This is a genomic window from Delftia tsuruhatensis (genome assembly GCF_903815225.1).
Taxonomy (GTDB): domain Bacteria; phylum Pseudomonadota; class Gammaproteobacteria; order Burkholderiales; family Burkholderiaceae_C; genus Comamonas; species Comamonas tsuruhatensis_A.
Map to the genome: position 1 here is coordinate 338,451 of NZ_LR813084.1, position 25,090 is coordinate 363,540.

Genomic DNA, 25,090 nt, shown 5'->3' on the forward strand with positions numbered 1-25,090 from the left:
TTTGCGAGGACAGTGGCGGGGCCGGCAGGGGTTTTCCTGGGGGCCGTGCACCGGCTCAACGCGCCTGCAGTCCTTCGAGCGCCGCGCGAAAGCGCTCGTGCTGCACGCAGTGCACGTTGTAGCGGGCCCAGCGAGCAAGGCACAGGAGGCTGCGCAGACTGTACCCATCGCCCGGCGCATGGCCCACCCCGGCTTACCCGCAAGCCGCTGCGCCGTTGCGCTGCTGGGCGCCTTCAGCCTGCGGCGCGCAGCGCGGCCAGGATCTCCAGCGCCCGGTCGGTGCGCACGTCGTGCTCGGCGGCCAGCATTTTGGCGACCGCATCCACCTCGTCCCCGATGGCACCGGCCACCAGGGCGATGTTGCGCGCATGCAGCGCCATGTGGCCGCGCTGTATGCCCTCGGTGGCCAGGGCGCGCAGGGCGCCCAGGTTCTGCGCCAGGCCCACGGCGGCGGCGATCTCGCCCAGCTCGCCGGCCGACTGCACCTGCATCATCTTCAGCGCCAGGCGCGCCAGCGGGTGGGTCTTGGTGGCACCGCCGACCAGGCCGACCGGCATGGGCAGCTCGATGCTGCCGACCAGGGCGCCCGTGCCGTCCTTTTCCCAGCGCGTCAGCGCGGTGTAGCGGCCGCTGCGGCTGGCATAGGCATGGGCTCCGGCCTCGACCGCGCGCCAGTCGTTGCCCGTGGCCACGATGACGGGGTCGATGCCGTTCATGATGCCCTTGTTGTGCGTGGCCGCGCGGTAGGGATCGATGGCGGCGAAGGTGAAGGCATCGAGCACGCCCTCGATGATCGCCTCGCCGCTGCGCTCCTTGGTGGCCAGGGTCCGGGGCGTGAGCCGCACGCGGGCCCGCGCCAGGCGCAGGTCGGCCAGGTTGGACAGGATGCGCAGCCGCACGCTGCCTCCCGTGATCTCCTCGACCAGGGGCGCCACGGCCTCGGCCATGGTGTTGACGGTGTTGGCGCCCATGGCATCGCGCACGTCCACGATCAGGTGGACCACCAGCATGGGGCCGCGCGGCGTGTCGGGGAAGACGTGGACCTCGATGTCCTTGCAGCCGCCGCCCAGGCCGATCAGCACCTGGTCGCGGCCGTTGGCGCGCTCGATGATGCGCTCGCCGGCCTGCAGCACGGCGATGCGCGCGCCATGCGGGTCGGTCATGCCCAGCACCTGCACCTGGGCGCGCATCAGCGGCAGCGTGCTCGAGGTCTGAAAGCCCCCGTCCTCGCGCGCCAGCCTGGCCATGTACGAGGCGGCGGCCACCACCGAGGGCTCCTCGACCGCCATGGGCACCAGCACGTCGCGCCCGTTGATGCGGAAGTTGCCGGCCACGCCCAGCGGCAGCTCGAAGCTGCCGAACACGTTCTCGATCATGCCGTCGGCCAGTGCCGGCGGCAGGGCGCCGGGCGTGGCCAGCAGGGCCTGCTCGGCCTCGGACAGGCCGCAGGCCCGGGCGAGGAAATCCCGGCGCTGGGCCGGTGTGAGCGTGCGGAATCGGGGAAGGCGGGAATCGGCGACCATGGGCGGCATCTCCTGGGATCTGGTCGCCGGACTGTAGGCAAGCCGTACCGTTTGAAAAAGGTACAGTTTCGGGGAACAGTGCGCCGCGCACTGGCGCATCCAGGGAGGACCCATGGCCGCAGGCAAGGGACGCTCGGCCCCCATCGCCGAGCAACTGGCCGACCTCATCGGCCGGCAGATCGCCGAGGGGGTCTACCGCGACGGCGACAAGCTGCCCTCGCTGCGCGAGCTGGCCCAGTTGCACCGCTATGCCAAGAACACCGTGGTCGCCGCCTTCGACCTGCTGGTCTCGCGCGGCATCGTCGAGCCGCGCCGGGGATCGGGCTTTTACGTGCTGGGGCCGGCGCGCAGCGCACGGCGGCCCGACGAAGATGCCGGCCAGTTGGGCCGCGCCATGGACATCGTCTGGCTGATGCGCGAGCAGCTCAAGACCCCGCCCGATGGCGTGGCCGTGGGCGACGGCTTTCCGCCCGTGGACTGGCTGGCCGACATGCGGCTGGACCGCTACCACCAGAAGGTGGTGCGCACCGGGCTGGGCGCGCTGTTTCGCTATGGCAACCGCTACGGCTACGCGCCGCTGCGCGACAGCCTGGTGCGCAAGCTGGGCGACTTCGGGCTGCGCTCCACACCGGGGCAGCTGGTGCTCACGCAGGGCGCCAACGAGGCGATGGACCTGGTCATCCGCTATTTCGTGCCGCCCGGCGCCACGGTGCTGGTGGACGAGCCCGGCTACTACCCGCTGTTCGGCAAGCTGCGGCTGGCCGGCGCCCACATCGTGGGCGTGCCGCGCCTGGCCGACGGGCCGGACACGGTGGCGCTGCAGGCGCTGCTGACCCGCCACCGGCCGCGCCTGTTCTTCACGCAGTCGCTGGCGCACAACCCCACGGGCTCGGACCTCTCCGAGGCCAAGGCACGCGAGGTGCTGCAGCTGGCCGAGCGCCACAACCTGCTCATCGTCGAGGATGACCCGCTGGCCGACTTCAAGCCCACCTCGGCCGTGCGCCTGTCCACGCTGGACCAGCTGGAGCGCACCCTCTACATCGGCAGCTTCTCCAAGTCCTTCTCGGCCGCACTGCGCGTGGGCTTCATCGCCTGCAACGGTGCGCTGGCCAGCGACCTTGCCGACCTCAAGGCGCTGATCCACGTCAGCGGATCGGAGTATTGCGAGCGCATGGTCGACGTGATGCTGCGCGAGGGCCACTACGAGCGCCATCTCGTGCGCCTGCGCCGCAGGCTGGGCCAGGCCACGGCGCAGGCGCTGGACTGGCTGGATGCGCAGGGCTGCGAGGTCTTCGCGCGCAGCCCGCAGAGCCTGTACCTGTGGGTGGCCTTCCCCGGCGTGCCGGACTCGCTGGAGCTGGCACGGCAACTGGCGGCGCGCCATGTCGGCATGGCGCCGGGGCGTATCTTCCACGTCGATCCCTCGGCCCTCTCGCGCTGGTCGCGCTGCAATGCCGGCGCCCTGCCGGATGCGCGCTTTCAGGCGGCGATGGCCCAGGTACTGGCTCGGCGGGCCTGACCCGGGAAGACGACAGGGGCTGGGCGCTATCTGGCCCGTGCCTTGTTCCACGCCTTCTCCGGCAGGCGCTGCGGCCTGGAGGGCAATTCGAACCGGGGCCGCTCCAGCGGCTGCTCTCCCACGTCCTGCGCCAGCGAAGTCCATCGGTCATGGATGGTTTGCCAGGCGCTGTCCAGATAGTCATTGGCCACGGCGTAGTCCAGTCCGAATTGCCTGGCGGCCAGCAGCAGGTGGTCGGCCGTTGCCGCTGCAGCGCCGTTGCGAAGCACTCCCATGGACAAGGCTTTGGCCTCCATGACCTGGCCGCCACGGGGCGTATAGGGGGCGATGTCATAGGCGGGGGACAGGCACCAGCCGCTGCTGCGGCGCAGGAAGCCATGGTTGCGCGGATGGTCGTCGCCATTGCCGATCAGGACGTTGAAGGCCATGCGGCGCCACAGCTCGGGCAGGTGCTGTTGCACCCCCCAGCGCAGGGCGTTCAAGCCCATGTTGATATAGGTGCGGCCAGGGGCGTCGCGGCTGGCAGCGGCCGCTCCCAGCATCGTTGCTCCGCTGGCGAAGTGCAGCCGCTCGCAGCGGCCCTGGGCATCCCACTGGCGGTCGAAGCGCTTGACCAGCACCGTGCCGCGGCCCTTGCGCTGCATGAATTCCACTTCGGCAGCGTCGATCCCTGCCTCGCGTGCCAGCTTCATGCACAGGTACTCGCGCAAAGGTGACGAGGGGGCATCCTTGCTGCCCGCGAACTTGGCCAGCCACCACTGGCCCTTGTGCGCCACGGTGATCTTCGGCCGCTCGCCGCCCAGGCTGGTGGAGGGCAGGCCGTGCAAGCGGGTGACGATGTGTGCGCCTGACTGGGCCGGCTCCGTATCGTCCATCACGTCGAACATGTCCTGGGAGGACCTGGGCACGAATGCCATCTTCGTGGCGATGTCATCGCAGACGGCCACGGCACCCACTGCGTCGCCTTCCGCGAATTCGAGGGCGTCCAGCGCGCTCAAGCTGGCCACCGTCCTGCGGCGCAGGAGCATGTCCAGCCCGAACCCTTCCGGCGTCACGTCGCGCAGTATGTCGAACACACCCTGGTAGTCCGTCGTCTTGGCCGTGCCCCTGAAGCCGCGCAACTGCCGCTCGTCGAGTGCCAGGCGGTCAGGGCGTTGTGCATACGCTTTGTCATACGCGAAGGTACCCAGGGGAATGGCCGCAGTCCCCGCCAGCGTGAACAGGCCCGCCCGCACAGGCTGCGTCTGTCCGGGCAGCCAGATCCACACCGGCTTGCTGGTCATGGCGAACGCCCTTTTTCGCGCACCCGCATGGGCATGTTCGATTCGAGCAGCGCAAACTCATGGTCGTTCTTGCCCACGGCCTGGGCACCGTTGATGAAGTCGTTGATCAGGTCCAGCGCCCACAGCGCCTTGAGCCAGAAGCCCAGCTGGACCGAGACGGACCCCGCCTCGATGCTGGTGACGGTGCGCGCGGAGAGATCGCTGCGCGATGCCAGTTCAGCCTGGGTCCATCCGCGGGCGATGCGCGCCGTGCGGACCTTGGCAGATAGAACAGCGGCAGCGTGCTCGGCCTCAAAGGGCAGCAATGCGGTATCTGAGCTCTTCTTCATGCGCGCGTCCTGGGATGCTTGGGAGTTGGCGTTTATTTGCGTCCTATTATCCTTATGGCGCAAATAAACGCTAATAAAAGGGTTGTCGGTGGAGTGTTCCCCCTCATTGGGCCACGCCGCTTCAGCCAGTTTCACGCAAACATCCACGCACGCAGCGCCATCAAGCCCCCCATCAGCACCAGCTGGTGCAGCATGTAGTACGGCAGGCTGTGCCGCCCCAGCCAGGCCAGCAGGCGCAGGGGCCGGCGGGCCGTGTGCTGCGGCAGGGCGGGTGCCGCCAGGCCCGGGCGCGCCAGCTGCCGCCCTGCCCACAGGCCCAGCACGGCCACGCCCAGCCAGGGCAGCAGCGGCACATAGTCTTCGGTGGAGGGCAGTTCCGTGACCAGGCCCAGCACGCTGCCGGCCCTGCCGTTGAGCATCCGCACCAGCGGGTCGGGCCAGCTGGCGGCCAGGGCCTGGTACAGCGGCGGCACGGCGAGGGCCAGTATTGCAGCGGCCAGCAGGCCCGTGTCGGGCCAGCGCCGCATCCACCACAGCGCAAGCGATAGCAGGGCAATGCAATGGAGCACGCCGAAGTAGATGTAGCGGTCCGGAAACATGGCGTATGACGCACCGGACACCGCCAGTGCGCAAGCGGCCAGGCGTGCCCAGCGCCGCCATGGCAAGGCGGCTGGCGCAGCCCTGGCCTGCACTTGCGCCTGTGCCAGACCCACGCACAGCAGGAACAGCGTGACGATGCCCCTGCGCTGCCATGTCCACAACGGATCGCCGTAGAAGTCCTGGCTCCAGAAACCCAGATGGCTCAGGTCGAAGCAGAAATGGAACACCGTCATCCAGACCAGCGCCAGCCCGCGCATGCTGTCCAGGAACATCCAGCGGGAAGCGGCAGAGGGCTCAGGCAATGGGGCAGACATGGGGGGCAGGCCGATCGTTCTCGCCCATGGCATGGGCTGAAGCCCGCCAGTGTGACGCACTGCGGGTCTCGTGGCTCGGCGGCCTGGGTCAGATCGCATCGATGCGCTTGTGTCGCACGCGATTTTCAGGTTTGCAGCGTTGCGAGCGGGCAACCACGCTGGCCTGGGCGTGGTCGTCTGCGCGGCCCAGCGAATGCAGCAGATCGATGAATTTTTGCTGTTCCGGATTGAGCGCCTCGTCGGCGCGCGCAAGGATGCCGAAGGGCGCCAGGGGCGCATCCAGCCGCAGCGGCAGGGCCTTCACCAGGCCCATGCGCAGATAGTCCTTCAAGGCCGATTCGGACAGCAGCATGGCGGCATCGGTCAACTGCACCAGCTGCTGCATGGAATACACCGAGCTGCATTCGATGACATCGGCCGGTGCCGGCAGCCCCAGGCGCTGCAGCAGCTGGTCGAGCGCGATGCGCGCCGGGCTGGTGGACGGCTGAAGAATCCAGGGCCAGTCGTGCAGCAGCTCTTCCCAGGCGAGCTTGCGGCGCCGTGCCAGCGCATGGCCGCTGCGCACCACCACCAGCAGCCGCTCGTTGCCCAGTTCCTCGAAGCTGTAGGGGCCGCCCTCGGCGGAAGGATTGCGCCGAGCGATCGCCAGGTCGATGCGCCGCTGGTCCAGCAGGCGCAGCACCTGGTCGCTGGTGTCGCCCATGATGCGGATGCGCAACTGCGGGTTGCCGGCCTTCAGGCGCGCCACGGCGGTCATCACCAGGTCGGGCGCGGCACCCATGATGGTGCCTATGGACAGGTAGCCGTAGCCGCCCTGGCGGCGCGCGGCCAGGTCTTCGGCGCAGCGGTCCAGGCTGTTGAGAGAGGCCTCGGCGAAGCGCACCAGCTGCGCGCCCAGCGCCGTGGGCCGCATGCCGCGCGGCAGGCGCTCGAACAGCTGGCAGCCGAACATGTCCTCGATCTCGCGCAGCATGCGCGTGGCCGCCGGCTGGGACATGGCCAGGCCGATCGATGCGCGGTGCAGGTTCAGGCTGGAGCCCAGGGCCACCAGCATGTGCAGGTGCTTGTAGCGCAGCCGGTTGAGCAGGCTGCGGTGCAGCACGGGCGGGGTGGCGGGCGGTGTCTCGGAAGCCATAAGCGCAGGGTATCGGATGTGAACGAAATTCGATTTGCAGGGCATCGATCATGCGCCGTACATTGGGTTTCCCACAAGAAGAAATACCGCCCATACAGGAGACAAGACATGCACCGCCCATCGCCTTCCTCATGATGCGCTGACGCGGCCGGCCGCCGTGCCGCGCCCGCCTCGGCCTTCCCCAAAGCACGCCTTCAGCGCCCGCCTCATTGCGGGCGTGATGGCCATCCATTGCCTGCGAGGACACGTCATGAACTCTTCCCCCCACACTCCCCTTGCTTCGCAAGGTCCGCTGCCCCCCGAGGGGGCCGCTTTTTCATCTTGGGGCGGCCCGGCGATGAAAAAACTTCCCGCTCCCCTGCTCGCCAGGATCTCCTGGCGCCTGCTGCCCTTCCTTTTGCTCATGTACATCATGGCCTTCCTGGACCGGGCCAACGTGGGCTTCGCCAAGCTGGCCTTCCAGGCCGACACCGGCATCAGCGATGCGGCCTTCGCCTTCGGCGCGGGCGTGTTCTTCGCCGGCTACGCGCTGCTGGAAGTGCCCAGCAACCTGATCATGCACCGCGTGGGCGCGCGCCTGTGGATGTGCCGCATCATGGTCACCTGGGGCCTGGTGTCGGCGGCCATGATGTTCGCCCGCAACGAGACCACCTTCTACGTGCTGCGCTTCCTGCTGGGCGTGGCCGAGGCGGGCTTCTTTCCCGGCGTCATCCTGTACCTGACCTACTGGTTCCCGGCCGCGCACCGCGCGCAGGCCATGGGCTTTTTCTACTTCGGCGCGCCGCTGGCCTTCATCTTCGGCAGCCCGCTGTCGGGCCTGCTGCTGGAGATGGACGGCCTGGGCGGCTGGCATGGCTGGCAATGGCTGTTCGCCGTCGAGGGCCTGATGGCCGTGGCCGTCGGCATCTGGTCGTACTTCTACCTGGACAACCGCCCCGCCGACGCCGCCTGGCTCGGCCGCGAGGACAAGGCGCTGCTGCAGGACATCCTGGACAGCGAGGAGCGCGCCAAGGGCAGCCACGGCCACAGCCTGCTGGCCGCGCTGTGCCAGCCGCGCGTGCTCTACCTGGCGCTGATCTACCTGCTGATCCAGGCCAGCGTCTATGGCGTGGTGTTCTACCTGCCCAGCCAGGTGGCGGGCCTGCTGGGCACCAGGGTGGGGCTGCTGGTGGGGGTGGTCTCGGCCATTCCCTGGCTGTGCGCGCTGCTGGCCGCCTGGTGGATTCCGGGCCATGCCGAACGCACGGGACAGCCGCGCGGCATTGCCAGCCTGACCCTGGTGATGGCCGCCGTGGGCATGGCCGCCTCTGTGAGCTTTTCCAGCCCGTTGCTGGGCGTGGCCGCGCTGTGCCTGGCGGCGGCCGGCTTCATCGCGGTGCAGCCCGTGTTCTGGGCCTTTCCGGCCAACACGCTGGCCGGTGCCGCGGCCGCCGGCGGCATCGCCTTCATCAACTCCCTCGGCGCCGTGGGCGGCTTCATCGCCCCCATCGTGAAGAACTGGGCCGAGGGCTTCTTCCACTCCCCGGCGGCGGGCCTGTACCTGCTGTCGGCCACCACGCTGCTGGCCGCCGCCCTGGTGCTGGGCGTGCGCGCACGCCTGGCGCCGGCCGTGGCGGCACCTTCCGCCGCCTGAACCCCTGTACACGGAGAAAACACCATCCCATGACACACATCCCCACCATCAAGCAGGTGCGCGCCTTCACGCTCAAGGGCGGTGGCGCCGACTACCACGACCAGTCCGACGGCCACTGGATCGACGACCACATCGCCACGCCCATGGCCAAGTATCCCGAGTACCGCCAGAGCCGGCGCAGCTTCGGCATCAACGTGCTGGGCACGCTGGTGGTGGAGATCGAGGACAGCGCCGGCAACGTGGGCTTTGCCGTGACCACGGGGGGCGAGCCCGCGGCCTTCATCGTCGAGAAGCACCTGGCGCGCTTCCTCGAAGGCGCCCGGGTCACCGACATCGAGCGCATCTGGGACCAGATGTACCTGTCCACGCTGTACTACGGCCGCAAGGGCATCGTCATCAACACGATCTCGGGCGTGGACCTGGCGCTGTGGGACCTGCTGGGCAAGGTGCGCGGCGAGCCCGTGCACCAGCTGCTGGGCGGCGCCGTGCGCGACGAGCTGCAGTTCTACGCCACGGGCGCGCGGCCCGACCTGGCGCAGAAGATGGGCTTCATCGGCGGCAAGCTGCCGCTGCACCACGGCCCGGCCGAGGGCGAGGAGGGCCTGCGCCGCAACCTGCAGGAGCTGGCCACCATGCGCGAGCGCGTGGGCCCGGACTTCTGGCTCATGCTGGACTGCTGGATGAGCCTGGATGTGAACTACGCCACGCGCCTGGCGCAGGGGGCGCGGGAATACGGCCTCAAGTGGATCGAGGAGGCCCTGCCGCCCGACGACTACTGGGGCTATGCGGCGCTGAGGAAGAACGTGCCCACCGGCATGCTGGTGACCACGGGCGAGCACGAGGCCACGCGCTGGGGCTTTCGCCAGCTGCTGGAGATGGGCTGCTGCGACATCATCCAGCCCGACGTGGGCTGGTGCGGCGGCATCACCGAGCTGCTCAAGATCTCGGCCCTGGCCGATGCCCACCAGGCCCTGGTCATCCCGCATGGCTCCAGCGTCTACAGCTACCACTTCGTGGCCACGCGCCACAACAGCCCGTTTGCCGAGTTCCTGATGATGGCCCCCCAGGCCGACGAGGTCGTGCCCATGTTCCATCCGCAGCTGCTGGGCGAGCCGGTGCCGGTCAACGGGCGCATGCGCCTGTCGGTGCTGGACAAGCCGGGCTTCGGCGTGGAGCTCAATCCCGAATGTGCCCTGCACCGCCCCTACACGCACTGAAAGGACCGCCATGCCTGCCATGCAACTGCCTGCCAACCCCTTCAAGGCCGCGCTGCGGCGTGCCGAGCCGCTGTACGGCATCTGGGCGGGCTTCGCCACGCCCTATGCCGCCGAGATCATCGCCACCACGGGCTACGACTGGATGCTGGTCGATGGCGAGCACGCCCCCAACACCGTGCCCACGCTGCTGGGCCAGCTGCAGGCCGTGGCGCCCTATGCCACGCACCCCGTGGTGCGCGCCGTGCAGGGCGACACCGTGCGCATCAAGCAGTTGCTGGACGTGGGCGTGCAGACCCTGATGGTGCCCATGGTGGAGACGGCCGAACAGGCGCGCGAGCTGGTGCGCGCCATGCGCTACCCGCCCCACGGCGTGCGCGGCGTGGGCGGCGGGCTGACGCGCGCCACGCGCTGGGATGCCGTGCCCGACTACATCCGCACGGCGCATGAGGAGCTGTGCCTGATCGTGCAGATCGAATCGCCCCGGGGCGTGGCCAACGCCGCCGAGATCGCGGCGGTGCAGGGCGTGGACGCCGTCTTCATCGGCCCGGCCGACCTGTCCACCGGCATGGGCCATGCGGGCGACGCCGGCCAGGCCGAGGTGCAGGACGCCATACGCCGCACCGTCGAGGCCACGCTGTCCGCCGGCAAGGCCTGCGGCATCCTGGCGCCGCGCGAGGAGGATGCGCGCCGCTATGCGGCCTGGGGCTGCTGCTTCATCGCCGTGGGCATCGACATCAGCCTGATGCGCCAGGCCGCGCAGGCCAACCTGGCGCGCTACCGGGACGCCGGTCCTGCGCCCGCCGCATCCCGTACCTACTGAAACCCAAGGAGGACCTCATGGCATCCCTTCCCGTGCTGCGCAACTTCATCGATGGCGCCTTCACCGACAGCGCCGAACTGCACGACGTGGCCAACCCCGCCACGGGCGCGGTGCTGGCGCGTTCGCCCCTGTCCACCCCGGCCGACGTGGACCGCGCCCTCGCCGCCGCGCGCGGTGCCCACAGGGCCTGGGCACGCCGGCCTGCCATCGAGCGCGCGCAATACCTGCGCCGCATCGCCGCCCGCATCCGCGACAACGCCGCGCGCATCGCGCGCACCATCACGCAGGAGCAGGGCAAGGTCCTGGGCCTGGCCGAGGTCGAGGTGCACTTCACCGCCGACTACCTGGACTACATGGCCGAATGGGCGCGCCGCATCGAGGGCGAGGTCATCGCCAGCGACCGGGTGGGCGAGCAGATCTTCCTGCTGCGCAAGCCGCTGGGCGTGGTGGCGGGCATCCTGCCCTGGAACTTCCCCTTCTTCCTCATCGCCCGCAAGATGGCGCCGGCCTTGCTGACGGGCAACACCATCGTCATCAAGCCCAGCGAGGAAACGCCCATCAACTGCCACGCCTTCACCGAGCTGCTGGCCCAGTGCGAGCTGCCGCCCGGCGTGTTCAACGTGGTCTACGGCCAGGGCGGCACGGGCGCCGCGCTGGCCGGGCATGCGGGCGTGGACATGGTCAGCTTCACGGGCAGCGTGGCCACGGGCGAGCGCATCGCCGCCGCCGCCGCGCCGCACATCACCAAGCTCAACCTGGAGCTGGGCGGCAAGGCGCCGGCCATCGTGCTGGCCGATGCCGACCTGGACCTGGCCGTGCGCGCCATCCGTGACTCGCGCATCATCAACACCGGCCAGGTCTGCAACTGCGCCGAGCGTGTCTACGTGCAGCGCCAGGTGGCCGACGAGTTCACGGCCCGCATCGCCCGGGCCATGGCCGCCACGCGCTACGGCGACCCCATTGCCCGGCCCGATGTGGAAATGGGGCCGCTGATCAACCGCAAGGGCCTGGACAGCGTGCAGGCCAAGGTGCGCCAGGCCGTTGCCGATGGGGCGCAACTGGTCACGGGCGGGCAGGTGGCCGATGCCGCCGGCCTGGGCGCGGGCTTTCACTTCCAGCCCACGGTGCTGGCCGGCTGCACGGCCGGCATGGAGATCATGCGCAAGGAGATCTTCGGCCCGGTGCTGCCCATCCAGGTGGTGGAGGACCTGGACGAGGCCATCGCCCTGGCCAACGACTGCGAGTACGGCCTGACCTCGTCGCTGTACACGCGCGACCTGTCCAAGGCCATGCAGGCCATGCGCGAGCTGGATTTCGGCGAGACCTACATCAACCGCGAGAACTTCGAGGCCATGCAGGGCTTCCATGCCGGCGTGCGCAAGTCGGGCGTGGGTGGTGCCGACGGCAAGCACGGGCTGTACGAGTACACGCACACGCAGGTGGTGTACCTGCAGGGTTGACAGCCACTCAGGGCGCGGCCGGCTTCCTGCGGTTGCGCGGCGCCTTGGGTGGCGGGCTGCTGGCGTCCATGGCGCGCGCCCGCTCGCGGATGCGCTCGAAGGCGCGCGCCATGGCCTGCAGTTCGGCCTCGGGCACGGCGTCCATGAGTTCGCGGTTGATGGCCTGCACCTGGGGGAACAGTTCGGCATGCAGGGCGCGGCCCGTGTCGCTCAGGCGCAGCAGCGCCCGGCGCGCGTCGCCCGCCTGGCTTTCGCGCCGCACCAGTCCCTTGGCCAGCAGGGCCGTGACCGCACGCGAGGTGCGCGTGCGGTCCAATTGGGCCTGTTCGGCCAGCTGCGAGGGCTGCAGCGTGCCGGCCTCGGCCAGCAGGCCCAGCATGCGCCACTCGCGCCGTGTGATGCCGTAGCGCCCCTCGCACAGGCGCACCACGCGCGAGCCCGCGGCGGCCTGCAGCCGGGCCAGGTGGTAGAGGAACAGGTCGTCGAGCACGGCGGGGTCGCGCCAGCGGTGGGTGTCGTTCATGCGCAAGGCAGGGCGGAGAGTGCGGGTTTGTGCCGGGGATGATGGATTAGATGCATTGTCCGCCGCCTGCGTACAGTCGCCACAGGACCCAGACAAGGAGACAAGCATGCCCAGCCCCCTCGCACGCCTGGCGCGCACTGCCGTGGCACTGGCCGCCGCCGGCCTGTGCGCCGCGCCCGCCCTGGCCCAGGAATGGCCCAAGGCCAGGCCCATACGCATCGTCGTGCCCAATCCGCCGGCCGGCCCGTCCGACATCTCGCTGCGCCCCGTGGCCGCGGCCATGCAGGCGGCGCTGGGCCAGGCCGTGGTGGTGGACAACAAGCCCGGCGCCAACGGCAACATCGGCGCGGCCGAGGTCGCGCGCTCGGCCCCGGACGGCTACACCTGGCTGTGGGCCATGGACCCCGTGCTCACCGTCAACCCCCATGTCTACAGGAACCTGGGCTACAAGGCCGATGCGCTGGAGACCCTGGTCGTGGCCGCGCGCTTTTCCCAGACCCTGGTCTGCGGGCCGGGCACAGGCTTCAAGTCCGTCAAGGACATGGTGGCCGCCAGCAAGGCGCGCGAGCTGACCTATGCCTCGGGTGGCGCGGGATCGCCGGGCCATCTGGTCATGGAGTCGCTGCTGGCCACCTCGGGCGCGAAGATGGTCCATGTGCCCTACAAAGGCCCGGCGCCGGCCATGCAAGACCTGCTGGGTGGGCAGGTGGACTGCGGCTTCCTGGCCGGCCCCACGGTCCTGCCCCAGGTGCAGAGCGGCAAGCTGGTCGCCCTGGCCACCTCGGGCAAGACGCGCTCGGCGCTGGCGCCCGAGCTGCCCACCATCGCCGAATCAGGCTTTCCCGAGTTCGATGGCACCTTCTGGATCCTGCTGGCCGCGCCCAGGGGCGTGCCGGCCGCCGTGCAAAAGCGCTTCGTCGATGCCATGAACGAGGCCATCCGCGCGCCCGAGCAAAGGGAACGCGCCAAGGCCCTGGACATCGAGATGGTGGGCTCCACCGTGGCCGAGGCCCAGGCGCGCGCCAAGGGCCAGTCCGCGCAGTGGGCCGCCCTGGTCAGGCGCATCCACCTGACCAACGACTGAACCGGCCCCGAAAGACACCGCCTTTTTGGCGATACTTCCCTGTCCAACGCATCCACTGTTCCCGGCTTCCATGGCAACCCAGCGCCCCAATCTGATCTTCATCCTCGCCGATGACCTCGGCTACGCCGACCTCGGCTGCACGGGCGCGCGCGATGCGCACAGCCGCGCCACCGACGTCTCGCCCCGCCTGGACGCCATGGCCGCGCAGGGCATGCGCTTCACGCGCGGCTATTCCAACTCGGCCGTTTGCTCGCCCACGCGCTTCGCGCTGGCCACGGGCCGCTGGCAGTACCGCCTGCGCGGCGCGGCCGAGGAGCCCATCGCCAGCGTCCATGGCGACAAGGTGCTGGGCCTGCCGCCGGATCACCCCACCGTGGCCTCCCTGCTGCGCGACGCGGGCTATGCAACGGCCCTGGTCGGCAAGTGGCACCTGGGCTACCCGCCGCACTTCGGCCCGCGCCTGTCGGGCTACGAGGAGTTCTACGGCTTTCACGCGGGTGGCGCCGACTACTTCGCGCACTGCGATCCGCGCGGCCGCCCCGACTTCTGGATCAACGAGCAGCCGCACGAGGAGGAGGGCTACCTTACCGACCTGCTCAGCCGCCGCGCCGTGGACTTCGTGGAGCGCCAGACGGCCGACAAACCGTTCTACCTGTCGCTGCACTACAGCGCCCCGCACTGGCCCTGGCTCACGCGCGAGGACCTGGAGGAGTCGCGGCGCATCGGCGGCTTCGGCAAGCACACCGATGGCGGCTCCATCGAGACCTACCAGCGCATGATCCACCACATGGACGAGGGCATCGGCTGGGTGCTGGATGCGCTCGAGAAAAAGGGCATGGCCGGCAACACGCTCATCGTCTTCACCAGCGACAACGGTGGCGAGCGCTTCTCCAACAACTGGCCCTTCGTCGGCCAGAAGATGGACCTGCTGGAAGGCGGCATCCGCGTGCCGCTGCTGGCACGCTGGCCCGATCGCATGCCGGCGGGCGCTGTCAGCGACACGCCCAACCTGACCATGGACTGGTCGGCCACCTTCCTGGCCGCCGCCGGCGTGGACGGCCATGCCGACTATCCGCTGGACGGCGTCAGCCTGCTGCCGCTGCTGGACGATGCCGCCTGGGATCCCGGGCGCGACCTGTGCTGGCGCATGAAGCACCGGGGCCAGCGCGCCCTGGTGCGCGGCGACTGGAAGTACTTGCAGATCGAGGGCGTGGAATACCTGTTCGATGTGGCGCGGGACCCGCGCGAGCGCGCCAACCTGCGCGACCGCGAGCCCGCGCGCCTGGCCGAGCTGCGCCAGGCCTGGCAGGCCTGGGATGCGTCGCTGCCGCCCATTCCCGAAGAAGCCAAGGTTTCCCTGGTCTTCACGCGCCAGGACCTGCCTTCGGCCACGTTCTGAGCCGGCCCCTGCGATCCGGCCCGCCGCGGGATGCCGCTGCGGGCTTTTTTTACGTCCACGGGTTTTGTTTGCACGCTTTTGGTGCATTCGTTGGAAGACTTTATGTGAGCACACGCTATCACTACATCGGTGCATGGTTTTTGCACGAATATGGTGCATCCAAGGATGTTGCGGCGCCGCATTGGTGAGCTACAGGGCGTCGGTCGGTGCGCAGGCAACTGGCACGGTACATGCTTAACCCGGTTGTCACGAAATTTTTCAAACCGGAGGATCCCATGTCCCGTGCCAGCCTCAAGTCGCTCGCCATCGCCTGTGTCGCCATCGCTCCGCTCTGGGCCCATGCCCAGCTCACGGCCAATGTGTCCCTGACCACGAACTACAAGTTCCGTGGACAGGACCAGGATGCGGGACGCAACAAGGCCGTCAAGCCTGCCCTGCAAGGCGGGTTCGACTACACCTTCGGCGACAGCGGCTGGTACATCGGCAACTGGAACTCCAGCGTGGACTGGCTGCCGCGCAACTCCCTGGAAACCGATTTCTACGGCGGCTACAAGTTCAAGGCCGGCGAGGTGGACCTGGACTTCGGCGCGCTGCAGTATCTGTACTCCGGCAACTCCGCCGGCAACACCACCGAGCTGTACGGCGCGGCCACCTACGGCCCGTTCACGGCCAAGTATTCGCACACCGTCTCCAAGGACTACTTCAACTGGGCCGGCGAGAAGGGCGGCTCGGGCCTGTCGGGCCGCAACACCGGCTACCTGTGGCTGGGCTTCAGCCAGGAGGTGATGCCCAAGGTCACCGTCAAGGCTTCCCTGGGCTTCACGCGCTTTGCCAGCGACATCAAGGGCCTGGGCGTGCCCAACTACATGGACTACAGCGTGGGCGGTGCCTACGATTTCGGCGACGGCCTGTCGCTGGGCGCGGCGGTCACGGGCGCGAACAAGAAGGCCTACTTCGGCGACGTCAACAAGGCGCGCCTGATCGTGACGCTGACCAAGACCCTGTAACCGGACCCGAGGAGCAAGCATCATGAAACTGGTGACCGCCATCATCAAGCCCTTCAAGCTGGACGAGGTGCGCGAGGCGCTCTCGGACATCGGCGTGCAGGGCATCACCGTGACCGAAGTCAAGGGCTTCGGCCGCCAGAAGGGACACACCGAGCTGTACCGTGGCGCCGAGTACGTGGTCGACTTCCTGCCCAAGCTGCGCCTGGAGGCGGCCGTGCCCGATGCACTGGTGGACCGCGTGATCGACGCCATCGAGGCGGCCGCGCGCACCGGCAAGATCGGCGATGGCAAGATCTTCGTGCTGCCCATCGAGCAGGCGGTGCGCATCCGTACCGGCGAGACCGGCGACAGCGCCCTGTGAGTTTCAACCCCTCGTATCCCGAAAGACCGACATGACCAAACGACTTCTTTCCATGGGCCTGGGGCTGGGCCTGCTGGCCGCAGGCGCCGCAGCCCTGGCACAGGAGCCCGCCGCTGCAGCCGCCGTGGCCGATGCCGCCGCCGCTGCCGCCCCCGCAGCTGCGCCGGCCGCTGCCGAGGCTGCAGCCCCCGCGCTCAGCGCCGGTGACACGGCCTGGATGCTGACCTCCACCATGCTGGTGATCCTGATGGTGATCCCGGGCCTGGCCCTGTTCTACGGCGGCCTGGTGCGCACCAAGAACATGCTGTCCGTGCTGTGCCAGGTCTTCGTGATCTTCTCGCTGATCACGCTGCTGTGGGCCGTCTACGGCTACTCGCTGGCGTTTGCGGGCGAAGGCAACTTCTTCGGCGGCTTCGGCAAGCTCTTCCTCAAGGGCATCGCGCCCGACACGCTGGCCGGCGCGCTGCCGACCATTCCCGAGTACGTGTTCGTGGCCTTCCAGTCCACCTTCGCGGCCATCACCGTGGCACTGATCGTGGGCGCCTTCGCCGAGCGCATCAAGTTCTCGGCCGTGATCCTGTTCTCGGTGCTGTGGTTCACCTTCAGCTACATCCCCATGGCCCACATGGTCTGGGGCGGCGGCCTGCTGGGCAAGGATGGCGCGCTGGACTTCGCGGGCGGCACCGTGGTGCACATCAACGCCGGTATCGCCGGCCTGGTGGGCTCCTACATGCTGGGCAAGCGCATCGGCTTCGGCAAGGAGGCCCTGCCTCCGCACAGTCTGACCCTGACCATGGTCGGTGCCTCGCTGCTGTGGGTGGGCTGGTTCGGCTTCAACGCCGGCTCGGCCGGCGCGGCCAACGGCATCGCGGGCCTGGCCTTCATCAACACCATCGTCGCCACGGGCGCCGCCACCATCTCCTGGCTGGCCGCCGAAGCCCTGCACAAGGGCAAGGCATCGATGCTGGGCGCTGCCTCCGGCGCCGTGGGCGGCCTGGTGGTGATCACCCCGGCGGCCGGCTTCGTCGGCCCCATGGGCGCCATCGTCATGGGCCTGATCGCCGGTCCCGTCTGCCTGTGGGGCGTGTCGGGCCTGAAGAAGCTGCTCAAGGTCGATGACGTCTGCGACGTGTTCGGCGTGCACGGCGTGGGCGGCATCCTGGGCGCCATCCTGACCGGCGTGTTCTGCGCATCGAGCCTGGGCGGCATCGAGCCCGCGGACTTCAACATGGGCCACCAGGTGTGGGTGCAGGTCAAGAGCGTGCTGCTGACCATCGTCTGGTCCGGCGTCGTGGCCGCCATTGCCTACAAGATCTGCGACCTGGTCGTCGGCCTGCGCGTCAGCGAGGAATCCGAGCGCCAGGGCCTGGACATCACCACGCACGGCGAGGTGGCGTACTACCGCTGAGCCAGGTTTCAGGGATTTCATTGCGGATTGGCCCCGGTGCTTGCGCCGGGGCCTTTTTTCATCGGCAATGGCGGTCGCCGCTGTTTTTGCTTTTTCGGCGCGGGTGTTTTGCCTTGGTCGGAGAACTTCAAGCGCGCCGTTCAAAAAAATCACGGCTGCGCACCGGGGCGCGAAAGTGCCGAACCGCTACGATGCGGACCATGGATTCAGCCCAAAGCCAACTCATCCAGATCGCCGAACGCGTGCGCGCCGCGGCGGCCGACGCCACGCCGCTGCGCATTCGCGGCGGCGGCACCAAGGACTTCCACGGCCTGGCCCTGCAGGGCGAACTGCTGGACACGCGGGCGCTGGCCGGCGTGGTCAGCTACGAGCCCAGCGAACTGGTCGTCACGGTGCGCGCCGGCACGCCGCTGGCCGAACTGGAGGCCCTGCTGGCCGCGCAGGGCCAGTGCCTGGCCTTCGAGCCACCGCACTTCGAACACGCCGGGTCCGGCCGCGCCACCGTGGGCGGGATGGTCGCCGCGGGCCTGTCGGGTCCGTCCCGCGCCAGCGTGGGGGCCGTGCGCGATTTCGTGCTGGGGCTGGAGATGGTCAACGGCCGGGGCGAGCTGCTGCGCTATGGCGGCCAGGTCATGAAGAACGTGGCCGGCTATGACGTCTCGCGCCTGATGGCCGGCTCCTGGGGGACGCTGGGCCTGATCACCGAGGTCAGCCTCAAGGTCCTGCCCGTGGCCCCGGCCGAAGCCACGCTGCGTTTCGAGTGCACGCAGCAGCAGGCGCTGGACTGGCTCAATGCCTGGGGCGGCCAGCCGCTGCCGCTGAATGCCAGCTGCTGGCTGCGGGAGGACGGGACGACACCGGGCTCGCTGTACCTGCGCTTGCGTGGCGCCCGCGCCGCCGTGCAGGCTGCCTGCGCCCGTCTGGGTGGGGAACGTGTCGAGAACGCGGCGGCCGACTGGCAAGCCTGCCGTGAGCAGCAACTGCCCTGGTTTGCCGCGCGTGCGCCGGGTCATGTGCTGTGGCGCCTGTCCCTGCCGCAGACGGCGCCCGTGCAGGCGCTGCCTGCGGGCTGCACTGGGCCCCTGATCGAATGGCATGGCGCACTGCGCTGGGTGCAGTCGCCGCGCGCTCTGGGACATGAACTGCGTGCGCTGGCCAGGGCAGCCGGGGGGGCGGCCACGCTGTTCCGCTCCGAGGCTGCAGGCCAGCCCGGCGCCGAGCCCGATTTCGAGGCCCAGGCGGCCGACGCCACGGCCCTGTTGCATGCGCGCCTGAAGCAGGCCTTCGATCCTGCCGGCATCTTCAACCGCGGCCGCATGGCCGCCGCCTGGTAAGCCGGGCGCCACCACCCGGCACCGCCCATGCGCCATCACCTGCACCTGCTCACGGACCGGCACCGTACGGTGGCCAGCAACCGCGCGCTGGGCCTGCTGCTGGCCTTCAATGCGGGCGCCGTGAACGCGGGCGGCTTCCTGCTGGTGCACTCCTATACATCGCACATGACGGGCTTCGTCTCGCTGCTGGCCGACAACCTGGTGCTGGGCAATACGGCCCTGGTGCTCAGCGCCTGCGGCGCGCTGCTGGCCTTTCTGTGCGGGGCGGCCGTGACGGCCCTGCTCGTCAACTGGGCGCGCCATCACCGGCTGCGCAGCAGCTATGCGCTGCCGTTGCTGCTCGAAGCCGGCCTGATGCTGCTGTTCGGCCTGCTGGGTGCGGCCATGCTGGCCTGGCCCACGCCTTTCGCCGTGCCGCTGGCCGTGCTGCTGCTGTCCTTCATCATGGGCCTGCAGAACGCCACGGTGACCAAGATGTCATCCTCCCAGATCCGCACCACCCACATGACGGGCGTGATCACCGACCTGGGCATGGAGCTGGGCCGCGCGCTGTACTGGAACCGCCACGGCAGCCCGCCCGAACACCGCATCCACGCCAACCATGCGCGGCTGCGGCTGTTCGCGGGCCTGCTGGCCATGTTCCTGCTGGGCGGCATCGCGGGCGCCCTGGGGTTCCGGCACCTGGGCTTCGTGTTCGTCGTGCCACTGGCCGTGGTGCTGTGCCTGCTGTCGCTGCCGCCGCTGTGGGCCGATCGCGCGCGGCTGCCCCTGCTGCTGGGCCGGCGAACCGCGCCGCGTGCCTGACCGCTTCCCGATATCCATAAAAAGAGCCCCACCATGCAGACCCAACTCGCACCCCAGTACCGCGCCACGCCCGAAGGCCAGGAGGCCGAAGCCATCCTGCGCAAGTGCGTGCATTGCGGCTTTTGCACGGCGACCTGCCCGACCTACCAGCTGCTGGGCGACGAGCTGGACGGTCCGCGCGGACGCATCTACCTGATCAAGCAGGTGCTGGAGGGCGAGACGCCCACGCGCGCCACCCAGCAGCACCTGGACCGCTGCCTGACCTGCCGCAACTGCGAAAGCACCTGCCCCAGCGGCGTGCAATACGGCCATCTGGTGGACATCGGCCGCAAGATCGTCGAGGAACAGGTGCCGCGTCCGCTGGGTGAGCGCGCCCGGCGCTGGGCGCTCAAGCAGGGCATGAACTCGCCGTTGTTCGCTCCTGCCCTCAGGCTGGGCCAGGCGGCGCGCGGATTGCTGCCCCAGGCCCTGGCCGAGAAGGTGCCCCAGCCGCAGGAGGCCGGTGCCTGGCCTGTGCGCGAGCATGAGCGCAAGGTCCTGCTGCTGGCCGGCTGCGTGCAGCCGGCCATGATGCCGCGCATCAACTTCGCCACGGCACGCGTGCTGGATGCGGCCGGCATCCAGACCGTGATCGCACCCAAGGCGGGCTGCTGCGGCGCCGTGAAGTTCCACCTCAACGACCAGGAAGGCGGCAAGGTGCAGATGCGCGCCAACATCGATGCCTGGTGGCCCCAGGTGGATAGCGGCGCCGTCGAGGCCATCGTCATGAACGCATCGGGCTGCGGCGTCACCGTCAAGGAATATGGCCATCTGCTGAAGGACGATGCGCAGTATGCGCACAAGGCCGCACGCATCAGCGCGCTGACGCGGGACCTCGGCGAGCTGCTGCCTGAACTTCTCCCGGAGCTGGCCGATCGGCTGCAGGGCAAGGTCCGCCCCCCGGCCGCGCCCATGGCCTACCACCCGCCCTGCACGCTGCAGCACGGACAGAAGCTGCGTGGCGGCGTGGAAACCCACTTGGCCCGGCTGGGCTTTGACCTGCGCGTGGCGCGTACCGAGTCCCACCTGTGCTGCGGCTCTGCGGGCACTTACTCGGTGTTGCAGCCCGGGCTGTCCCACCAGCTGCGCGATCGCAAGATCGCCGCGCTGGCCGAAGGCTTCGAGGCCGCTCCCCCCGCGGCCATCCTCTCGGCCAACATGGGCTGCATCGTGCACCTGCAAAACGGCACGGACCTGCCCGTGCGGCACTGGATCGAGGTGCTCGACGATGCGCTTCAAGCCTGAAACGACTTGCGCCGGCACGCCGTATCTGTGCCGCATGCGCGACGCCGTGGGGCCTATGCCCGCGCAAGCCCTTGCAATGCTGGCATGATGCGGGGTTTCGTTTTTCCAAGCCCATGGGCTCTGCCATGACTGAATCCGTGCCTGAACCGCAAGAACAGAATGCCGCGTTGCCGGCAGACGCCGCCGCCCCTGGCGCCGTGCCGCAGGCCGCCGCCAGTGCCGATGGCCAGGGCCGCAAGCGCTCGCGTCGCGGCGGACGCGGCCGCAACAAGGGCAAGGCCGCCGATTCCGCAGCCGCGCCTGCAGCGGCCGACGCCGCCCAGGCGCAGGCCGCCAGGCCTGCGCGCAGCCAGCATCCGCTGCTGGCGCAACTGGCCGAATGGCATCCCAGGTTGTTCGGCGAGCAGCCTTTGCCGCTCAAGCGCGGCATCTTCGAGGACCTGCTGGCCGCGCACCCCGAGGCCATAGACCGCGACCAGCTCAAGCTGGCGCTGTCCCAGCACACCCGCTCCAGCCGCTACCTCACGGTGGTGGCCAGCGGACAGGCGCGCCATGACCTGCAGGGCCAGTCGGTCGAGGCCATGGCGCCCGAGCATGTGCACCATGCGTTGATCGAGGTCTTTCGCCGCCGTCAGCAGCGCTCGCCCGAGGATCTGGCGCCCAAGCTGCGCAACCGCATCATCGCGGCCTACGAGGCATCGGGCCTGTCGCGCGACGACTACGCGGCGCGCGTGCAAGGCCGTGACGAGGCCACCAACACCCTGGTGGCCGAGGCACTGGCCGAGGCTGATGCGCGCACCGCACGCGACGAGGCGCTGCTGCGTGCCTTCGAGGCCAGCGGCCAGACCACCGAAGCCGGCTTTGCCGACATGTACGGCATGAACCCGCGCCAAGTGGCGCAGCAGCTGGAACGCGCCCGCCGCCGCCTGCAGACGCAGGCCGCCTGAGGCACCCGGCGCCAAAGACCTGCGCCAAAGACCGGCAGCACCACCTGCCGGCACACTCCACCGCCGCGTGCCCGGCAAGGGCCGCGCCGGTGCACCTGTCCTGGATCACAGGCGGCATCTCTGCAGCGGACCCTCCGCCAGCACGCAGATGCCCACCAGGGGCGGGCCCGGGGATGAACTGTTTCGCGGACGCCGCCGCACCCGGCCACGGGGCGGCGGCGCCTTGCCGTGCGCGCTCGTTCCGGGAAATGAACACGGCGCGCAAGGCACTTCAAAAGCAAAAAGCAACAGGAGACTTGCGATGTGGCTGGGTTTGTCGTTGTTCTACGTGGGCGCCGTGCTGTGCCTGAACGGGCTGTGGATGCTGGGGCGCATCGCCGACCGCGAGATCTGGGTCATCAACGTGTTTGCGGGCCTGGTCTCGCTGATCATCGGCCTGGCCTCGGCCTTCGGGCTCGAGCCGGATGCGGCCTCGGTCAAGACCGGTGCCCTGACCCTGCTGTTCGCCTTCACCTATCTCTGGGTGGCCATCAACCGGTTCAGCGGTGCCGATGGCCGGGGGCTGGGCTGGTTCAGCCTGTTCGTGGCCATCACGGCCGTGCCCGTGGCCATCGACACGCTGATCGGCGCGCGCACCGCCATCGACTGGTGGATGGGTGCCAACTGGGCGGCCTGGGCCGTGCTCTGGGCCCTGTTCTTCGTGCTGCTGGGCCTGGGGCGCCCCATCGGCCGCGTGACGGGCGCCCTGTGCATCGTGCAGGGCGTGTTCACCGGATGGCTGCCGGGATACCTGCTGCTGGCCGGGCAACTGCACAACTGAGCGGGGGCTCAGGCTGCACGGCGCGCATGCGCCAGCGCCGACAGCAGGGCCGCCAGCACCACGCAGGCGCCGCCAAGCAAGGTGCGTGGCGTCAGCACTTCGCCAGCGATCAGCACCGAGGAGGCGCTGGCGACCACCACTTCCGAGAGCATGACCACGGCCGTCACGCCGGCCGGCAGGCGCGCCGCACCGAACTGCAGCGCCCAGTTGCCCAGCATCAGCAGCACGGCCAGGCCCGCGGCGATCACCATCCAGGAGGCATCCGGTGCAGGCAGGCCCGGCACCAGACCCACGCCGGCACCTGCGAAGGCGCTGAACAGGCCCATCGCCATGCAGCCGCTGAACATGGCCAGCATGCGTGCCTGGGCCGGCACGGCCTGCATCCGGCGCAGCAGCACATTGGTCAGCGCGAAGGTGAAACCGCCGAACAGTGCCAGGCCATCGGCCAGGGACAGCCCGCGCAGCAGCCCTGGCGAATGGCCGTCGAAGGCGCCCTCGGGCAGCAGCACCAGGGCCACGCCGCCGAAGGCCAGCAGCAGCCGGGCCAGCGCGGCCGGCGTGGGCCGCTCGCCCAGGATCTTCCAGGCCAGCAGCACCGACCAGGCAGGCATCAGATAGAACAGCAGCACCACGCGCACCACATCGCCGATGGTCACGGCCCAGTTGAAGGCGATGTTGTTGCTGCCCGCGCAGGCGCCCAGCAGCAGCAGGGCCGGGTACTGCAACGCCTGGCGCAGGCTGGCTGGTCGCAGCAAGACCAGGCTCACGAGCACCAGGGCATACATCAGCGCCGTGGCCCACAGCGGATGCAGCCCGGCCTCGTGCATGGCACGGAACGGCCACCAGGCCAGGCCCCAGACGAGGGTGTTGAAGAGCAGCGCGAGAACGGGCAGGGGACTTTGCATGGAAACCATGAAAAAGGCGCCCGTCCAGGCAAGGCCTGGTCCGGACGCCCATGACGGGAAGGGTCAATGACAATCTTTGCGGGCGATGGCCAGCAGGCGCTCGACCTCTTCGGGGTGGTTGCGCAGATTGTTCCTGTGCCAGCGTCCGATCAGCCACATGATGCCGGCCACGACCAGGCCGAACACCGTGATGGCACCGAAGGCCGACAGGCCGAACTTGGTGGACAGTGCATAGAAGGCGCCCAGCGCGAGGATGCAGGCCTGCTCGTTGAAGTTCTGCACGGCGATGGAGCGGCCCGCGCCCATGAGGTTGTGTCCGCGGTGCTGCAGCAGCGCGTTCATGGGTACGACGAGAAAGCCCCCCAGTCCGCCCAGCAGGATCAGGAACGGAATGGCGATCCACACGCTGTGGATGAAGATCATGGCGATCACCAGCAGGCCCATGGTGATGCCCAGCGGGATCACGCTGGTGGCGTTGTCCAGCCGCATGCGCATGGAGGCGATGACCGCGCCGGCCGCCGTGCCGATGGCCACCACGCCCACCAGGGCCGATGCCTGGGAGGTGCCATAGCCCAGCGCCGCGGCGCCCCAGGCCAGCACGATGTAGCGCAGATTGCCGGAAACGCCCCAGAACAGCGTGGTCGTGGACAGCGAGATCTGGCCCAGCTTGTCGGCCCACAGGCGCTGGCTGCAGGTCCAGAAGTCGGGCAGCAGGGCCAGGGTGTTGGCCAGCAGGCTCTTGCCGGGGTCCTGGCGCAGCGGGCGCAGGGGTGCCGCGGTCAGCGGAATGCGCAGGTTGAACCACGCCGCCAGCGCATAGACGCCCACGAGCACGGCGATGGCCGCCTCGGCGGCCGTGTCCACGCCCGTGTCCATCAGGGGCAGGTCGAAGTCCAGCAGGTGGGCGGAGATGCCGGGGCTCAGCAATTGTCCGCCCACGAGCACGCCCAGGATGATGGAGGTGATGGTCAGCCCTTCGATCCAGCCATTGGCCTTGACGAGCTGGGAGGCAGGAAGCAGCTCGGTGAGGATGCCGTACTTGGCTGGCGAATAGGCTGCGGCGCCCAGACCGACCACGGCGTAGGCCAGCAGGGGATGGTTGCCGAACAGCATCATCAGGCAGCCCACGATCTTGATCGCGTTGCTGATGAACATCACTCGCCCCTTGGGCAGGGCGTCGGCGAAGGCGCCGACGAAAGGCGCCAGGATCACGTAGAACAGCGCGAACATGGGCACCAGGGCGGCGCGCTGCCACTCGGGGGCGCCGTTGGTGCGCAGCAGTTCCACGGCGGTCACGAACAGGGCGTTGTCTGCCAGCGAGCTGAAGAACTGCGCCGACATGATGGTGTAGAAACCGCGCTTCATGGATAGGCAGATGGGA

At 69.2% G+C, this 25,090-nt stretch carries 23 protein-coding genes; 15 read left to right on the plus strand and 8 right to left on the minus strand.

Features of this window, described 5'->3' with window-relative positions:
* Positions 1-233: 233 nt before the first annotated feature.
* Positions 234-1,523, minus strand: coding sequence for a hydroxymethylglutaryl-CoA reductase, degradative (locus L1Z78_RS01500; RefSeq protein WP_234639819.1), 1,290 nt, complete (start codon positions 1,521-1,523; stop codon positions 234-236).
* Between the two features lie 112 nt (positions 1,524-1,635).
* On the opposite strand from L1Z78_RS01500, the gene L1Z78_RS01505 reads away from it, so the two are divergent.
* Positions 1,636-3,042: a PLP-dependent aminotransferase family protein gene (locus tag L1Z78_RS01505; RefSeq protein ID WP_234639820.1), complete on the plus strand. Its 1,407-nt coding sequence runs from the start codon at positions 1,636-1,638 to the stop codon at positions 3,040-3,042.
* Between the two features lie 26 nt (positions 3,043-3,068).
* Here L1Z78_RS01505 and L1Z78_RS01510 read toward each other — a convergent pair whose 3' ends face one another.
* The 4 genes from L1Z78_RS01510 to L1Z78_RS01525 all read right to left on the minus strand — a co-directional run bounded on the left by L1Z78_RS01510 (position 3,069) and on the right by L1Z78_RS01525 (position 6,703).
* A complete protein-coding gene (locus tag L1Z78_RS01510) occupies positions 3,069-4,325 on the minus strand; it encodes a type II toxin-antitoxin system HipA family toxin (protein ID WP_234639821.1) in 1,257 nt (418 codons plus the stop codon).
* The gene (locus L1Z78_RS01515; protein WP_234639822.1) at positions 4,322-4,654 is read right to left on the minus strand and encodes a helix-turn-helix domain-containing protein; all 333 of its coding nucleotides are present in this window, start codon (positions 4,652-4,654) and stop codon (positions 4,322-4,324) included. The genes L1Z78_RS01510 and L1Z78_RS01515 overlap by 4 nt, the downstream gene beginning before the upstream one ends.
* Before the next feature lie 131 nt (positions 4,655-4,785).
* The gene (locus L1Z78_RS01520) at positions 4,786-5,568 is read right to left on the minus strand and encodes a heparan-alpha-glucosaminide N-acetyltransferase (RefSeq protein ID WP_234639823.1); all 783 of its coding nucleotides are present in this window, start codon (positions 5,566-5,568) and stop codon (positions 4,786-4,788) included.
* An 88-nt stretch (positions 5,569-5,656) separates the two neighbouring features.
* Positions 5,657-6,703 carry a LysR family transcriptional regulator gene (locus L1Z78_RS01525; RefSeq protein WP_234639824.1) on the minus strand — a complete coding sequence of 349 codons (1,047 nt, stop codon included), beginning with the start codon at positions 6,701-6,703 and terminating at the stop codon, positions 5,657-5,659.
* A gap of 337 nt (positions 6,704-7,040) precedes the next feature.
* Between L1Z78_RS01525 and L1Z78_RS01530 the strand changes: the two genes are divergently transcribed.
* From L1Z78_RS01530 to aldA, 4 genes are read left to right on the plus strand one after another with little or no spacing between them, the layout of a single operon-like run.
* Positions 7,041-8,336, plus strand: coding sequence for an MFS transporter (locus L1Z78_RS01530; RefSeq protein ID WP_234639825.1), 1,296 nt, complete (start codon positions 7,041-7,043; stop codon positions 8,334-8,336).
* Positions 8,337-8,365: 29 nt separating this feature from the next.
* Positions 8,366-9,553, plus strand: a complete 1,188-nt coding sequence (rhmD, locus tag L1Z78_RS01535; RefSeq protein WP_234639826.1) for an L-rhamnonate dehydratase — start codon at positions 8,366-8,368, stop codon at positions 9,551-9,553.
* Positions 9,554-9,572: 19 nt separating this feature from the next.
* Positions 9,573-10,373: an aldolase/citrate lyase family protein gene (locus L1Z78_RS01540; protein ID WP_234642069.1), complete on the plus strand. Its 801-nt coding sequence runs from the start codon at positions 9,573-9,575 to the stop codon at positions 10,371-10,373.
* A 17-nt stretch (positions 10,374-10,390) separates the two neighbouring features.
* Positions 10,391-11,833 carry an aldehyde dehydrogenase gene (gene aldA, locus L1Z78_RS01545; RefSeq protein ID WP_234639827.1) on the plus strand — a complete coding sequence of 481 codons (1,443 nt, stop codon included), beginning with the start codon at positions 10,391-10,393 and terminating at the stop codon, positions 11,831-11,833.
* A 7-nt stretch (positions 11,834-11,840) separates the two neighbouring features.
* Here aldA and L1Z78_RS01550 read toward each other — a convergent pair whose 3' ends face one another.
* The gene (locus L1Z78_RS01550; RefSeq protein WP_234639828.1) at positions 11,841-12,356 is read right to left on the minus strand and encodes a MarR family winged helix-turn-helix transcriptional regulator; all 516 of its coding nucleotides are present in this window, start codon (positions 12,354-12,356) and stop codon (positions 11,841-11,843) included.
* Between the two features lie 106 nt (positions 12,357-12,462).
* Here L1Z78_RS01550 and L1Z78_RS01555 point away from each other — a divergent pair, with 106 nt between their 5' ends.
* The 10 genes from L1Z78_RS01555 to L1Z78_RS01600 all read left to right on the plus strand — a co-directional run bounded on the left by L1Z78_RS01555 (position 12,463) and on the right by L1Z78_RS01600 (position 22,804).
* The gene (locus L1Z78_RS01555) at positions 12,463-13,440 is read left to right on the plus strand and encodes a tripartite tricarboxylate transporter substrate binding protein (protein WP_234639829.1); all 978 of its coding nucleotides are present in this window, start codon (positions 12,463-12,465) and stop codon (positions 13,438-13,440) included.
* 70 nt (positions 13,441-13,510) lie between these two features.
* Entirely contained in the window at positions 13,511-14,839 is a 1,329-nt protein-coding gene (locus L1Z78_RS01560) for a sulfatase (protein WP_234639830.1), read from the plus strand.
* A 275-nt stretch (positions 14,840-15,114) separates the two neighbouring features.
* On the plus strand, positions 15,115-15,846 hold the full coding sequence (locus tag L1Z78_RS01565) for a TorF family putative porin (protein ID WP_234639831.1): 732 nt from the start codon (positions 15,115-15,117) through the stop codon (positions 15,844-15,846).
* Positions 15,847-15,868: 22 nt separating this feature from the next.
* Positions 15,869-16,207 (plus strand): P-II family nitrogen regulator, encoded by a 339-nt coding sequence (locus tag L1Z78_RS01570; RefSeq protein ID WP_234639832.1) that lies wholly within the window; start codon positions 15,869-15,871, stop codon positions 16,205-16,207.
* 31 nt (positions 16,208-16,238) lie between these two features.
* Positions 16,239-17,615, plus strand: coding sequence for an ammonium transporter (locus L1Z78_RS01575; RefSeq protein ID WP_234639833.1), 1,377 nt, complete (start codon positions 16,239-16,241; stop codon positions 17,613-17,615).
* A gap of 191 nt (positions 17,616-17,806) precedes the next feature.
* Positions 17,807-18,949, plus strand: a complete 1,143-nt coding sequence (gene glcE / locus L1Z78_RS01580) for a glycolate oxidase subunit GlcE (protein ID WP_234639834.1) — start codon at positions 17,807-17,809, stop codon at positions 18,947-18,949.
* 27 nt (positions 18,950-18,976) lie between these two features.
* Positions 18,977-19,753 carry a YoaK family protein gene (locus L1Z78_RS01585; RefSeq protein WP_234639835.1) on the plus strand — a complete coding sequence of 259 codons (777 nt, stop codon included), beginning with the start codon at positions 18,977-18,979 and terminating at the stop codon, positions 19,751-19,753.
* A 33-nt stretch (positions 19,754-19,786) separates the two neighbouring features.
* Complete coding sequence (gene glcF / locus L1Z78_RS01590; protein WP_234639836.1) at positions 19,787-21,037, plus strand: glycolate oxidase subunit GlcF; 1,251 nt, start codon at positions 19,787-19,789, stop codon at positions 21,035-21,037.
* Positions 21,038-21,162: 125 nt separating this feature from the next.
* A complete protein-coding gene (locus L1Z78_RS01595; protein ID WP_234639837.1) occupies positions 21,163-21,984 on the plus strand; it encodes a ProQ/FinO family protein in 822 nt (273 codons plus the stop codon).
* A 301-nt stretch (positions 21,985-22,285) separates the two neighbouring features.
* Positions 22,286-22,804, plus strand: coding sequence for an AmiS/UreI family transporter (locus tag L1Z78_RS01600; RefSeq protein WP_234639838.1), 519 nt, complete (start codon positions 22,286-22,288; stop codon positions 22,802-22,804).
* An 8-nt stretch (positions 22,805-22,812) separates the two neighbouring features.
* Here L1Z78_RS01600 and L1Z78_RS01605 read toward each other — a convergent pair whose 3' ends face one another.
* Positions 22,813-23,709, minus strand: coding sequence for a DMT family transporter (locus L1Z78_RS01605; RefSeq protein ID WP_234639839.1), 897 nt, complete (start codon positions 23,707-23,709; stop codon positions 22,813-22,815).
* A gap of 63 nt (positions 23,710-23,772) precedes the next feature.
* Positions 23,773-25,074, minus strand: coding sequence for a lysophospholipid transporter LplT (gene lplT, locus L1Z78_RS01610; protein WP_234639840.1), 1,302 nt, complete (start codon positions 25,072-25,074; stop codon positions 23,773-23,775).
* Between the last annotated feature and the right edge of the window lie 16 nt (positions 25,075-25,090).